Below are 13903 nucleotides of genomic sequence, written 5' to 3' on the forward strand. Positions count from 1 at the left end.
GGACGCCGGAAGTCTGCCCTTCAAAAGCGATCCTGTCGGATCGAATCGGGCGCCTCCCGGCGTCTTTTGTATCCATCCTGGCTCTTTATTCTTCTGTAATGGTAACGTTTGGCTCCGGTTCTGCGTCCGTCACCTGAATGCGGTACGTCTTCCCATCCTTCTCCCAGATGGTTTCGTACTGTCCATCCCTTCGGATTTCCTCCGTAATATCCCGCTCTTCTTCCCCAAGAACCAGTCCGATAGTCTGCTGATCTTCATGCCGTACCACAGACACGCCAAGTTTCTCTGCTTCTGTCATTTCTCTGCTGGTCCTGGTTCCTTCTTCCATATGGATCACATACTGATCCCCTTTTTTCTCCAGTCCGGCTCCAATCTGAAGGACTTTCCCGTCTGCAAAAAATTCCACCTGAAACTGTCTGGCCGCCGCTGTGCCTACGATCGAGCAGGCAAACATTCCAATGCAGGCCGCCGCAAGAACCACTGCCTTTCTCCGGGCCGGCCTTCTGGCCGCCCGCTTCCTCTGCATCACCTTGTTCACTGCATGTTGATCCGGCCTGAGCCTGGTGCATGCCATTTTATAAATTTCCATTTCTCTGAACCCGTCTGTCTGATTCATAACGTAATCTCTCCTTTCCATCCGCCATTTCCCATGTCTGCTTTAACTTCTTCCTCGCCCTCGCAAGCTGAGTCTGAATGGTGGATTCCTTTTTCCCAAGCATTCCTGCAATCTCTCTGATGGAATATTCTTCGTAATAATAAAGATAAATGACGACTCTGTATTTTCTTGGGAGCAAAAGTACATCCGCCAGAACTCCCTCCTCTGTCGTCAGATCCGCCGGACTTCCGGATACCAATGTGTCCGCTCCCGGATGCAGTTCTTCCAGAAGTGCTTCCCGTTTCCGGAAGGGCTTTGCAAACAGTCGCCTGGATTCCCGGACGGTCACCTGAATCAGCCATCTGCGCAGGTGCTCCTCACTTTGAAATTCCGGTGCGAACCGGTACAGCCGAAGAAATACATTCTGCATGACGTCCTCTGCATCGGCATGATTTCTGCAGTCGTGGAGGGCAATCCGGTACACCATCGGGCTGTATGTTGTCACAATTTCGTTATATCGTTCGTTGTCCACTGTCTTCCTCCGCCGAAACATATTTTCTGAAAAGCTTTTCACTTATCATACCTGAAAAAAAGTGGAAAAATCCCACTTTTTCGGATTTTCTTTCGATCGTTCTCCTGCTATAATGGAAAGACAGTGTTTGGGATGGCCGGAAAAGAAAGGAATGATCATGATGAATCAGGATTATCAAGAAGAACTCCTGCATCTGGAAAGCTGTCTTTCCGTGATTCAGGAAAATATCCGGCTGTATGAGGCCAGAGAACAGGCCTCGCGAAAAGAGGTTACAGCGTTGTTTCAGGCTGTCCGCAAGGGGGAGGGGGATTCCTACGGTCAGCTGGTCGCAAGCCAGAATATTCTGGAGCATGTGCAAAATACCCTCCGCAAAAACAGATCGGCGCTGCATCAGCCGTATTTCGGGCGGATTGTCTACGACGATCTGACCTACGAGGCCTCGGAATGCTGCTATATCGGGAAAAACGGCATTTCGAAAAATCAGACCGACGTGATTGTCGTGGACTGGCGGGCTCCGGTGGCCAATGTGTACTATGAAAACAGTCTGGGAAACGGACATTACGCCGTTCCCGGATCCAGCGATGTGGAAATCGATCTCCACCAGAAACGGACCTACGACATTTCCGACGGCACGCTGCACGGCTACTACGATGATGATATCGCCGCCAATGACGACCTGCTGGTGAAATATCTTTCTCAGAATAAGGACGCCGTGCTGGGGGATATCATCGCCACCATCCAGAAGGAGCAGAATACCATCATCCGGGATCTGCCCAGCAAAAATATCATCGTCCAGGGTGTGGCCGGCAGCGGAAAAACAACGGTGGCCCTCCACCGGATCTCGTACCTTCTGTACAACTACGAAGATCTCTACAAGCCCTCCGAGTTCTGCATCATCGGAAGCAGCGACATGCTCCTGCACTATATCCGGAGCGGTCTGCCGGAGCTGGATGTCTACCATATCCACGAAATGCGGATGGATGAAATCTTCCCGTATCTGATGGAGAAAGCCTGGAAAAAGCAGTATCAAATCGTGCCGGATTATCCGGAGGCGGAAATCAAGAGCCATCTGCCTTTTATCCGGGCACTGGACCGGTTTCTGACAGAACTTACCGAGGAAGCACTGAACCTTTCGGATATCACGGATCCGGATCTGGGCGTAGTGCTCTCTCTGGAGAGCATGCTGGAGGCAAAAAGCTATCACCCGGAAGATTCTCTCTATCAGTTCGAGAAACACTTAAATGAACGGATTCTCTCCCGGCTGAAATTTCTCTGCACCGAGCGGTCATCCGATTTTAAGAAAGCCAAACGCCAGGCATTCCGGAAGTATTTTGACTCTTCCGTCCGCAAATGGACGGTTCCGGGACTTTACCTTGCATTTCTCACCGAATTGGAAGAACAGGATTCCTCTCTTGATTTTTCTGCGACAAAAGCCGGTGTTTCAAAAGGGAAAACCGATGTTTACGATGCGGCCGCCTTTGGCCTCATTTACCGCCGGATCTTCCAAAAACAGGATCAGGATGTATTCAGCCAGATCTTTATCGATGAGGCTCAGGATTTCGGTGAAACCGTCTATTATGTCCTCAAGCAGATGCTTCATGACTGTTACTTTACCATTATGGGGGACGTCTCCCAGAACATCCGCTACGAGACCGGCATGAACGACTGGGAACAGCTCAAAGAAGCCATGTTTGATTCTCCAAAGGACAGCTTCTACCTTCTGCTGAAAAGTTACCGGAATACCATAGAAATTTCCCGCTTTGCAGGGCAGGTCCTTCAGCGGGCTTCCCAGGGCGGCTACCAGATCGATCCGGTGATCCGCCATGGTCAGCCGGTATCCATTCTGCAGGCAGAGCCTTCCGGACTCTTCTACCAGCTGCAGGAGACTCTCCGGCACGTCCGGGAAAAGAAGTTTGAAACCATCGCCGTCATCTGCCGGACGCCGGAAGAGGCCGCAGAGCTGAAATCCGGCCTTGGCATCCCTCTGGAAGAGGACGACAACAGCTTCCACAACGGCGTCATGGTACTTCCGGTCTCTCTGACCAAAGGTCTGGAGTTTGACTGTGTCATCCTCTGGAAGCCGGACGAAGACCACTATCAGGATCATCCAAAGAACGCAAAGCTCCTCTATGTGGCCATCACCCGTGCCCTCCACGAACTCTATCTTCTGACGGACCGGCCGCTTACTCCTCTCCTTTTGACTTCCACAGGCAGCGAAAGTGTGCTAAAATAAGGTCGTACAAATGGAAACAGGACTCAGGGAGGGATACCTATGATCATCGAAGGAAATCCAAAACAAAAAGAAGCAATGGAAGCCTTTCACCGTGGCGACCGCGCCGAAGGACTGCGGCTTCAGGAGGAGTTTGCCTCCGCATTCCGGGAAGAATATAAGGACAAGGATCACTGCCCTTGCCAGAAAGCCTGCCGCTACCACGGCAACTGCAAGGAATGTGTAGCCATCCACCGGGCTCATCAGGAACATGTACCGAATTGCATGCGCCCGCTCCTAAATAAGAAAATCCGGGCACTTTCCGAGCTCACCGAGCACACGATCGCTCTGGAAATTGAGCCGCCAAAAGAAGTGCTGAGGAAAGAAGTTCAGAAATAAAAACAGCCCCATGCTGCAGCTTTGTTATAGTTGCAGTATGGGGTATCTTTTCTGATTCTTTAATAGACGTCCGAAACAGACTTGATAAGCTCTCTTTGTCACCGGACTCCATGACAGCAGATCAATTCTCCAACTGGAGCCTTCAAAATCCCGGCGATTCTCTCACATTTTACCATCATCAAATGGTAAATGTTCTTGTCGGTGCATTCACTGAGACTTTCAAAATTGCCCTGACCTTTGCTGATAATAACATCCACCTTTTCAAACACATTCCGAAATTGCAAAGAAGTATCTGACAGTACCGTACCAAGGGCTCCGCTTCCGTTCTCGATCACCTCTGCCACTCTTTCCATTCCTGTCATGCGGGCATCCAGAATCGTCACATCATTGACAATCGGTTCTCCTCTGACTCCATATGTAACGGAAAGATCTGGATACTGCTTCCGGATTTCTTCTATAAACAGTTTATCCAACACAATTTCTCCGCAGTTATCCCCTATATACAACACACTTTTTGCATCTTTCAAATCTTTAAAGAGCTGCCCGCTGTCATCCACCGCCAGCATTCCATTCATCCGATGGTATACTTCTTCCATCACAAAACGGACTTCTCTGCTCCCTGCAAAATCAATCTGATTTCCAGCGGCTGCCAGACGCAGGGCACCACAAAGCGGGTCTTCTGAGCGCTTCACCGACAAGCGAAGTTCTTCCTCCTCATCCATATCCAGCAGACGGATCACACGATACACCTGATTTAAATTACTGAGCATACACGCATGATGCATTAACATATACTTTCCTCTCCCATTTCTTCTGCAATGAATTCGTCCGCATCCAGCAGGTTGATATGGCAGTAGCCGGCCGGATTCTTATCCAGGTAATCCTGATGGTATTCTTCTGCATCATAAAAGCAGGCAAGGGGCATGCATTCTGTCACAACCGGATTTGCATACTTCTGCTTCTCCTTCTCGATTGCCGCCTCAATCACGGGCCGGTCCTCTACATCCACATAATAGATGCCGTTCCGGTACTGTTCCCCAACGTCACCGCCCTGCCGGTTGAGCTCCGTCGGATCCACAACCTTGAAAAAGGCTTTTAATAACAGTTCCAGGGAAATCTGTTCCGGATCATACACGACCTTCACCGTCTCCGCGTGCCCTGTCGTATTGCTGCAGACCTCCTGATACGTCGGATTCTCCGTTCTGCCATTGGCATATCCGGCCGTCGTCTCTGCAACACCCGGCAGCTTTTTCATAAATGCTTCCATTCCCCAGAAGCACCCTCCAGCAAAATAGATTGTTTTCATATTTATGTCCTCCTTATGCAAATTGTTCTCTTCCTGATGCTTTTTCCAGGAGAGCGGATAAGGTGTATTCGGACTCCCCATCAAAACCACATCCGGTATAATAAACTCTTCGTTCTGTTCCTGATCCGTCCAAACCAATTTTAAAGAAGTTTTTGGAATTCCTCCACCGTCATTCCACATTCCACGGCCGCCTGTTCCACGGTCAGCACCTGCTTCCGATACAAATCAATTAATGTCTGTTGAATTCCCTGTTGAATTCCCTGCTGAATTCCCTGGCGCATTCCTTTTTCGTGTCCCTCCTTGAGTGCGCGCTCTGCTGCACGCTCTGCCGCATGTTTGAAATGCTCATAGTCGCGGATCGCCCGTTCCCTCGCTTCATATTCGCGCCTTTTTTCTTCATCCTGGCTCATTTCCAACAGGTCTTCGTATGCCTCTTCCAAATATGGATTTTCTTTTGCCAATTCTTCCATCTCCTTTTTGTCCGGCCCCCGGAAGAATTTCATCCATGCTACAATCCCGTCCGGATCCTGATAACCTTCCGGTATCTTGGGCAGTTCCAGAATCTGAATCTCCATCTTATCGCTGTACAGCTTCATGGTCTTGTTATCCCGAAAATTGATCACGTGGTAACTGATGTCATCATCATGGAAATATGTGAAATTCAGGATTCCGACCTGGATGCACTTCTGAAGTTTCTCATACCCTTCTCCTTTTTTCAGCTGATCGGCAAACATCTTGCACAGATAAAACATCTGCCGCTCGTCCCAGTAATCCACATAGGCAACCTGCATCTCCATGTCGATCTGAATTCCGTTCCGCAAAAGGACGTGTACATCCAGAATGCCCTGTTTTTCCTCTTCGGACCGCCGGGAAAGCTCATTTTTCAGCAGAATCGTCTCGCCGATTTCTTCTGGTGGGACTTTCAGCAGCACTGCAATAAATCCCTGTCTCGTCTTTGGATTGCGCATCAGCTCTTTGAAACACCAGTCCACATAGGGTTTCATGATAAATTCTTCCTGGCCGTTTGTGATTTTTTGATTGGTTTCATTTGTTCTCATAGACAGTCTCCTTTCTGAGATGGCTTTTGCATCTGCCTGATAAGGAACTGTTCTTCTTTCTACAGTGTACCATAATCCGTGAAAGCCGAAAAGGTCTGTTCTTTTCTGACAGATGTCTCTGCCGTATTCAGTTTGATTGATTGGATAATCCGGCGAACGCCGTTGAATGAGAAAAGCAGAATGCTTTTCAGATAGTGTTATCTTATCACAGTGACCTGGATAACTCCATAAAAAATCGGAGAATTCTTTCTAAACTTTTTAAAATATTCTACGTGTTCATGTATGAAAAGACGGAACGGGCTGTCCCTTGTTCCGTCTTTTCAATAGACCTATGGCGTTTCTTTTCTGGCGGCTTTCCTTCCCTGCCGGATCTCCTCCATGAAATCGGTCATCTCTTCGGAGAGCTGGTCGAAGAGATAGGTTTTCCCTTTTGTGTCTTTGTGGTCCAGATACGTTTCCCTGATCTCGATACTGGCCTGTTCGATTTCTTCCTTCAGTCCTTTTGCAGAAAGCCTTCTTGCGCCCTGTCCCATGATGATGATCTGCTCCAGTCCGTCCGATGTGGCGACAGTCACCTGGTGGGTACGACCGATTTTATGTACCGTCTTTTCGATATACTGATCCGCTGTCTCAGCTTCTTTTGTGTAGACGACATAGATATTGTGGTACTTCTGTACCTCACCCGGATGTCCTTCCACTTTGTAGGCGTCAAATACAAGGATCAGAGTCTGCTTTTTGAACCCCTGATAATTGCTCAGGATATCCATTAGTTTATCTCTTGCCGCCTGGATATTGATTTTGGACAGCTCTTTTAATTCCTCCCACGCAAAGATAATGTTATAGCCGTCTACAAGGAGGTATTCTTCCTCCTCCTTCTTTTTCGCGTAGACGGTCTTCGGCGCCCTGGAAGGGGTTTTGGTTTTCTGTTTCTGGTATCCGTATTTTCGTTCCTGGCCGGACCCGTAGGTACGGTTGAAGATCTCTTCCAGTTCTTTTTCGTCTCCCCAGCCGTAACTGGAGGTCAGGGTATAGGAACGGGGTGCGGCCGCTTCTTCCCGGGGCTTTTCTTCTTTCAAGCAGCTTTCCAGATGCATATAGTCTTCTACCTGATCCCACTCCACATAAAATCCGGCACCATGGGCACAGAATACGGATCCCGCCGGGTTGTCCGCATCCAGCTGCGGCCGGTATCCTGCCGCCTCGATGATTTCCTCCGCATTGTGGCATGGCTCGTACCCTTTCAGAGTGCAGGACATCCTTCCAAGCCCTTTCGTATAGGCAATGACTTCCATCTGGTATCCCTGAAGCTCCGATACGGGAACGCTGCCGCGCAGGACGGCGCGGTCCATCTCCTGCTCCGGAGGCGCAAAGGAGCCGCCCATCTTCTGGATGTCCGTCATAGCTCGCCCGATGGATTCCTGCGGGACTTCCAGAATAAAGTCGTAGACCGGTTCCAGCAGGATACTTTCCGCCTTCATCAGTCCCTGCCGGACAGCGCGGTACGTCGCCTGCCGGAAGTCTCCGCCTTCTGTATGTTTCTGGTGGGCTCTTCCGGATGCCAGGGTGATTTTCAGATCGGTGATTTCCGATCCGGTCAGAACTCCTGGATGCTTCCGCTCTGCCAGATGGGTCAGGATCAGACGCTGCCAGTTCTTATCCAGCACATCGTCGCTGCACTGATTGTCGAGAACGAGTCCGCTGCCCCGCTCACCCGGTTCCAGAATCAGATGGACTTCCGCATAGTGGCGGAGGGGCTCAAAGTGGCCCACCCCTTCTACTTTCTTCGTAATGGTTTCCTTGTATACAATGCTTCCGGAGCCAAATTCGGCACGGACGCCGAACCGCTCTTCAATCATGCTTTTCAGGATTTCGATCTGAACCTCGCCCATCACCTGGACATGGATCTCTTCGGCCTGCTCATTCCATACGATGTGCAGTTCCGGTACTTCCTCCTCCAGCTGCCGGAGTTTCAGAAGCATCAGGTGAACGTCCTCCCCGTCCGGGAAAAGGATCTGATAGGAGAGCACCGGCTCCAGCATCGGCACCTGGGCGTCCTCCTCCATTCCAAGTCCTTCCCCGGACCAGCTGGAATCCAGTCCCGCCACGGCGCAGACCATCCCGGCGGAAGCCTCCTCCACCGCCTGATAGGAGGCACCGGAGTAAATCCGGATCTGATGAACCTTTTCCTCCCAGGTCTCTTCCGGGTCCTGCTGTTTTCTGCCCCTTAAAATGTCCTTGACTTTCAGTGTCCCGCCGGTGATTTTCAGATAGGTCAGGCGGGTCCCGGACGGATCTCTTGCAATCTTGTAGACCTTTGCCCCGAAGACATCCAGATAGGATGGTGCGGTTGTAAAGGTGTCAAATACCTGAAGGAATTCCTCCACTCCCTGCATCTTCAATGCAGATCCAAAGCAGCACGGGAACAGCTTTCTCTCCCGGATCAGAGTCCTTACCGCCTCATCCTCGATCTCTCCGGTCTCCAGATAATATTCCAGAAGAGATTCTTCGCACACTGCGATATTTTCCAACAGTTCCTCCCGGCTCTGGTCTTTGCCAAAGTCCACACACCGCTCGTCCAGCTCTTTCTTTAGTTCCTGCAGAAGGGCCGTCCGGTCCGTCCCCGGCTGGTCCATCTTGTTTACAAAAAGAAAAACCGGAATCTCATACCGGTCCAGCAGGGTCCAGAGGGTGCGCACCTGTCCCTGGACGCCGTCCGCCCCGCTGATCACCAGCACCGCATAATCCAGTACCTGAAGGGTTCGTTCCATCTCCGCGGAAAAATCTGCGTGGCCCGGCGTATCCAGGAGCGTCACCTGCCTGTCCCCGATCACGGTCTGTGCCTGTTTGGAAAAAATCGTAATGCCGCGGTCCTTTTCCAGCTCGTAGGTATCCAGAAACGCATCTTTATGATCGACTCTTCCAAGCGTCCGGATTTGTCCGCTCTGATATAAAATACTCTCGGCCAGCGTCGTCTTTCCCGAATCCACATGGGCGACCAGACCGAGACAAATCTGTTTGTCTTTATTTCCAGACGTATCTTCCATATGAAAATACCCCTTTCTGTTCGATAGTACAGATACTATCATAACACAGAAAGGGGACGTCTATAAAGGGAATTCTCCCGCTTTTTCACCTCCGAATCCTTTTTCTTTTTCCCTCAGTATGATATACTGGGTATATGTCACCCGTTTTCCAGGGGAATGGAAGCGGCTGTGCGCAGAGAATCCTTCAGACAGGATTCTTTTTTGTGGAATGAAATACCTTGCTTCGATAAGGTACAAAAGATATGAGGAGGTTTTTGAAATGGAAGAAAATGAAAAGATTGTGCTGTTTGAAAAGGCATCAATCCCCTCGGCGGTTGCCAAGCTGTCGGTTCCCATGATTTTCAGTTCTCTTGTCATGGTGCTCTACAACATGGCGGACACCTATTTCGTGGGAATGCTCAACAATCCGGTGGAAAATGCCGCAGTTTCCCTTGCCGCTCCGGTGCTGCTTGCGTTTAATGCCATCAACAACCTGTTTGGCGTTGGAACATCCAGCATGATGAGCCGGGCGCTTGGACGAAAGGACTATGAGGTGGTATCGGAAAGTTCAGCTTTTGGATTTTACTGCTCTTTGATCTGCGGAGTGCTATTCGGTCTGCTGTGCGGACTGTTTCACGGACCTTTACTGACCCTGATCGGGGCGGATGAGACGACACGTGCCGCCACTCAGGGATATATGTTCTGGACAGTTTATCTTGGAGCAGCCCCTTCCATTTTGAATGTCGTCATGGCCTATCTGGTCCGCTCGGAAGGTGCGGCCCTTCATGCCAGCATCGGGACGATGAGCGGATGTATCCTGAATATGATTCTGGACCCGATTTTCATTCTTCCGTGGGGCTTCCACATGGGTGCGGCAGGTGCCGGACTTGCCACCTGTATTTCCAACTGTGTGGCCTGCCTGTATTTTTTCGTTCTTCTTTATGTAAAACGGGGAAATACCTTTGTCTGCATCAATCCAAAGAAATTCCGGATCAAGCGCCAGATCATCAGGGAGGTCTGCGGTGTCGGCATCCCGGCTTCCATCCAGAACCTGCTCAACGTGACCGGGATGACGGTCCTGAACAATTTTACTTCCGCCTACGGGGCGGACGCCGTGGCCGCCATGGGAATCGCCTACAAGATCTACATGGTTCCGATGCAGGTGGCAATGGGATTCTCCCAGGGAATCATGCCGCTTGTAAGCTATAACTTTGCTTCCGGCAACCGGAGAAGGATGAAAGATACCATTCTCTTTGCCTTGAAGCTGATCGTCCCGGTCCTTGCAGTAGTGACGGTTCTTTATTATATCAATGCCGGACGGCTCATCAGCCTGTTTATGAACAATGAAGCGATCATCGCATACGGAACCCGGTTCCTCCATGGATTCGGACTTGGCATCTGCTTTATCAGCGTAGACTTCCTGGCAGTGGGTGTCTTCCAGGCACTGGGATTCGGAAGATATGCTCTTCTGTTTGCGGTCATGCGGAAGCTGATCCTGGAAATTCCGGCACTTCTTATCCTGAATATGATTTTCCCGCTCTACGGACTGGCTTACGCGCAGTGTACAGCGGAATTCATTCTCTGCATCTGTGCAATCCTGATGCTCCGGCACATTTTCCGGACCTATCAGGATACAAAAGAATACGCTTCTTCCCATTAAATAAAAGAGGAAACCGGTTATATCCGTTTTCCTCTTTTTTCTCATATCTTTCCCGCAAATCCGGTATTTATGCAATATACTTTGTTATGATCTGATTCACCTCTTCCGAGTTATCATATGCTCTGACTGCCTGCAGAAAATCTTCTGTCCTCGCTTCTTTCATACACCAGTTTCTGTAATACTGCTGGAGCATGGAGAAAAATTTTCCATCACCCATGGCATTCTGCAGTTCATACAAAAAGCAGGAGCCTCCAGTATAGACATACTCGGAATACGTATCCACTTCCTGTTGGTACTGTTCATAAGTGCGGTTGATAATAAAGCGCTCTCCCACGATCTGCTCAATCTGACTTTCCATATCCCGGTGAAATTCCTCGTCTGACATCGTTCCCCAGATTTCGCTGCTTCCAAGCCGTTCTTGATCCCGTTTTACCGCTTCCACTGCACTCGCCAGCCTGCTCTGCTGATACAGCACATCCTCGCAGTACTCGGCAAAACCTTCATCCAGCCACGCTTCTTCATACGGGTCATTTCCCACTCCGCCATAGAACCACTGATGTGCCGTTTCATGGGCAATCATACTGCAGGCCGATGTATAGGAGGCACTCTGATCCAGTTTCTGAATGTTCTCAACATCCGGCATTGCGGCCATCACAAGCCCCGGAAACTCCATCCCGTTTGAAAGCGCCGTCTGTACAATGTCCAGCTCTTTATACGGATACTCACCGATGAACCTGGAAAATAAAAGTACTGAATCCCTTGCAGCCATTAAGGACAACTTATTATATTCTGTGTTTCCCTTATAATCCAGATAATAGTGATTAACTTCGACACCTTCGGCATCTACACACTCCTTCTTCATACGGTCAGATGCCACAACCGCCAGTTCCCGGATGCTTTCCGCATAAATCTCCGTCACTTTACCGGATGTCTTCTCCTCTCCGGTGGCCGCCACTGTATATTCTTCAGGCGCTGTGAACGTACAGCGAAATACAGCCGGACTGTGATAGTTGGACTCGCCGGAAAATACATATGGATTTTCATTCCATTTTCCGTTTTCGTACATGGCAGTAACCGGAAAACAAAATGATAACTGATACACCCGGTTCTCTCCTTCTTCCCAGTATCCGAACTTTTCTTTCTGTTCTGGTATGTCAGTCACAAAATCAAGAGAGATGGTAATGGTATCCTTTGGCTTCAGCTCCCGCTCTCCCAACTGCAGATAAATGACTGAGGAATCTTCTTTTGTTTCCGTCACAAGCATCTGATCCGTACCTGCGATTCTTGCATTGGAAATGGTGGATGTTCCCGTTCCTTTCTCCTTCAGGATCGAAGCCGCATAGTTTCTCACACAGATCTGTCCGAGTGTATCTTCTGTCTGATTCGTGATGGTCATGGTGCTGTTTCCCCGAATCTGCTGCTTGACGGTATCCAGTGTAATCTCCATTTCATACTGTTCTGCCCTGCATGTCTTTCTCTCCCCGGCAGGCGGCAGTTCTTCTGCCTCATACGGCTCCAGTTCGATCTCATCAACCGTCCGGCTCTCCAGCTTTGTCTCCTGTTCCGTCTGCTCACTTTGGACACAGCCTGCAAGCTGTTCTCCCAGGAATAACACCGCCAAAACGATTGCCAGATACTTTTTTATATTCTTTTTCATACACTTTTTCTCCAAAAATTTCTTTATACTTCTTCCGCACTGTTTAAATGCATCTCCAGCTTACACTGTTTCCTCACAAAATAGAAACAGACTGCCTGCATGATGATAGTCAGAATCCAGGATGCCGGATAGGAAATGAACAGAAAGTACAGAGATCTGTGGTGCGGGAAGAACAGGTAAATCCAGACGATTCGTGTTCCCACCGTTCCGATGACGGATAAGATCATCGGCACCGCCGAGTGTCCCATTCCCCGCAGGGCTCCCGGGAACAGGTCCATGATGCCGCAGAGAAAATAAGGTACCGTTGTGATGGACAGTACTTCCAGGCCGCACTGAATGACTTCCGGCTCTGCCGTATAGATCTGAAGAAGCTGTCCTCCGAAAACGTAGGCCCCGATTCCCATGAGCGCGGATACGCTGACTGTCAAAATGATGCAGTCCAGAAGAACCCTGTCCATCCGTTTTTGCTTACCGACACTGTAGTTCTGGCTTGTAAAGCTCATGCATGCCTGGGTTACTGCATTGACTGCGGAATACAAAAATCCGATGATGTTGTTTGCCGCCGTGTACCCTGCCATGGCAGTGGATCCGAATGAATTGACCGAGGACTGCAGCAGGGCGTTGGAAAAGTTGATGACGGTACTCTGGATTCCGGCAGGAATTCCCACCTGAAGGATCCGCACAAGATGCTCCTTTTTCACCGTCAGTCTGGAAAACCGCAGTTGGTAGCTTCCGTCGGACTGATGCAGGCACCGGATAACCAGAATACAGGAAATCATCTGGGAAGCCACCGTACCGATGGCAACGCCTGCCACATCCAGCGGGATTACGATAACCAGAAGAAGATCCAGCACCACATTGGTCAGCCCGGCCGCAATCAGAAAATACAGCGGTCTTCTTGTGTCTCCCACAGCCCGGAGGATGGAGGCGCCGTAGTTGTAAAGCATAAAAAACGGCATGCCCATGAAGTAAATCTTCATATACAGTACCGACTGGTCAATAACGTCGTCCGGCGTTCCCATCAGGGAAAGCGCAAGTCTGGACGCTGCCACTCCTACAAATGCCATAACGATTCCGCTGATCAGGGCCAGAGTAATAGCTGTGTGTACTGCTTCTGACATTTCCCGGTCTTTCCCGGCCGCATAATAACGGGCTGCCAGTACGTTGGCGCCCAGCGAAATTCCAATAAACAGGTTCGTGAAAATATTAATCAGTGCGGACGTGGAGCCTACTGCCGCCAGAGCCTGGCTTCCGCTGAATCTTCCCACTACAATGATATCTACTGCATTAAACATAAGCTGCAGAATGCTGGTCAGCATCAGCGGAAAGGCAAAAGTCACCAGCTTGTCCATAATGGAGCCATTGCACATGTCAATTTCATATTTGTTTTTCTTCAAAGTCCGTTCCCCCTTTTTGATGATGTCTCATTCCATAATACTGCCGCGGTCTTTTGACCGCGGCTTC

General features: G+C 49.8%; 11 protein-coding genes. 3 read left to right on the forward strand and 8 right to left on the reverse strand.

Annotated features, from left to right (window positions below):
- Positions 1 to 85 precede the first annotated feature (85 nt).
- Positions 86 to 616 (reverse strand): hypothetical protein, encoded by a 531-nt coding sequence (locus FGQ85_RS02005; protein WP_087167237.1) that lies wholly within the window; start codon positions 614 to 616, stop codon positions 86 to 88.
- Positions 576 to 1127, reverse strand: coding sequence for a sigma-70 family RNA polymerase sigma factor (locus FGQ85_RS02010; protein ID WP_243128462.1), 552 nt, complete (start codon positions 1125 to 1127; stop codon positions 576 to 578). Before FGQ85_RS02010 ends, FGQ85_RS02005 begins: the two co-directional genes overlap by 41 nt.
- Positions 1128 to 1254: 127 nt before the next feature.
- On the opposite strand from FGQ85_RS02010, the gene FGQ85_RS02015 reads away from it, so the two are divergent.
- Both FGQ85_RS02015 and FGQ85_RS02020 read left to right on the forward strand, forming a co-directional pair.
- Positions 1255 to 3360, forward strand: coding sequence for an ATP-binding domain-containing protein (locus FGQ85_RS02015; RefSeq protein WP_171027858.1), 2106 nt, complete (start codon positions 1255 to 1257; stop codon positions 3358 to 3360).
- Positions 3361 to 3399: 39 nt separating this feature from the next.
- Positions 3400 to 3735, forward strand: coding sequence for an LPS biosynthesis protein (locus tag FGQ85_RS02020; RefSeq protein WP_087252683.1), 336 nt, complete (start codon positions 3400 to 3402; stop codon positions 3733 to 3735).
- A gap of 98 nt (positions 3736 to 3833) precedes the next feature.
- On the opposite strand, the gene FGQ85_RS02025 is transcribed toward FGQ85_RS02020, so the two are convergent.
- The 4 genes from FGQ85_RS02025 to FGQ85_RS02040 form a co-directional block, all read right to left on the reverse strand.
- Entirely contained in the window at positions 3834 to 4526 is a 693-nt protein-coding gene (locus FGQ85_RS02025) for an ARMT1-like domain-containing protein (RefSeq protein ID WP_138372515.1), read from the reverse strand.
- Positions 4520 to 5041, reverse strand: coding sequence for a peptide-methionine (S)-S-oxide reductase MsrA (msrA, locus tag FGQ85_RS02030; protein ID WP_204229577.1), 522 nt, complete (start codon positions 5039 to 5041; stop codon positions 4520 to 4522). The genes FGQ85_RS02025 and msrA overlap by 7 nt, the downstream gene beginning before the upstream one ends.
- 140 nt (positions 5042 to 5181) lie before the next feature.
- Complete coding sequence (locus tag FGQ85_RS02035; protein WP_138372516.1) at positions 5182 to 6099, reverse strand: Rpn family recombination-promoting nuclease/putative transposase; 918 nt, start codon at positions 6097 to 6099, stop codon at positions 5182 to 5184.
- A gap of 329 nt (positions 6100 to 6428) precedes the next feature.
- Positions 6429 to 9143 (reverse strand): TetM/TetW/TetO/TetS family tetracycline resistance ribosomal protection protein, encoded by a 2715-nt coding sequence (locus FGQ85_RS02040; protein WP_138372517.1) that lies wholly within the window; start codon positions 9141 to 9143, stop codon positions 6429 to 6431.
- 259 nt (positions 9144 to 9402) lie between these two features.
- Between FGQ85_RS02040 and FGQ85_RS02045 the strand changes: the two genes are divergently transcribed.
- Complete coding sequence (locus FGQ85_RS02045; RefSeq protein WP_087167231.1) at positions 9403 to 10782, forward strand: MATE family efflux transporter; 1380 nt, start codon at positions 9403 to 9405, stop codon at positions 10780 to 10782.
- 67 nt (positions 10783 to 10849) lie between these two features.
- Here the strand turns inward: FGQ85_RS02045 and FGQ85_RS02050 are convergent, their stop codons facing one another.
- Positions 10850 to 12439, reverse strand: a complete 1590-nt coding sequence (locus tag FGQ85_RS02050; protein ID WP_087167230.1) for a M1 family metallopeptidase — start codon at positions 12437 to 12439, stop codon at positions 10850 to 10852.
- Positions 12440 to 12462: 23 nt separating this feature from the next.
- Entirely contained in the window at positions 12463 to 13836 is a 1374-nt protein-coding gene (locus FGQ85_RS02055) for an MATE family efflux transporter (protein ID WP_330616824.1), read from the reverse strand.
- Positions 13837 to 13903: the final 67 nt, after the last annotated feature.

The organism is Pseudoflavonifractor sp. BSD2780061688st1 E11, assembly GCF_005844125.1.
In the GTDB taxonomy this organism is placed as follows: domain Bacteria; phylum Bacillota; class Clostridia; order Lachnospirales; family Lachnospiraceae; genus Sellimonas; species Sellimonas catena.

Coding starts and splice junctions, on each gene's coding strand:
- FGQ85_RS02020 (WP_087252683.1), top strand. CDS start 3,400: ATGATCATCGAAGGAAATCCAAAACAAAAAGAAGCAATGGAAGCCTTT.
- msrA (WP_204229577.1), bottom strand. CDS start 5,041: ATGAAAACAATCTATTTTGCTGGAGGGTGCTTCTGGGGAATGGAAGCA.
- FGQ85_RS02035 (WP_138372516.1), bottom strand. CDS start 6,099: ATGAGAACAAATGAAACCAATCAAAAAATCACAAACGGCCAGGAAGAA.
- FGQ85_RS02005 (WP_087167237.1), bottom strand. CDS start 616: ATGAATCAGACAGACGGGTTCAGAGAAATGGAAATTTATAAAATGGCA.
- FGQ85_RS02040 (WP_138372517.1), bottom strand. CDS start 9,143: ATGGAAGATACGTCTGGAAATAAAGACAAACAGATTTGTCTCGGTCTG.
- FGQ85_RS02045 (WP_087167231.1), top strand. CDS start 9,403: ATGGAAGAAAATGAAAAGATTGTGCTGTTTGAAAAGGCATCAATCCCC.
- FGQ85_RS02050 (WP_087167230.1), bottom strand. CDS start 12,439: ATGAAAAAGAATATAAAAAAGTATCTGGCAATCGTTTTGGCGGTGTTA.
- FGQ85_RS02025 (WP_138372515.1), bottom strand. CDS start 4,526: ATGTTAATGCATCATGCGTGTATGCTCAGTAATTTAAATCAGGTGTAT.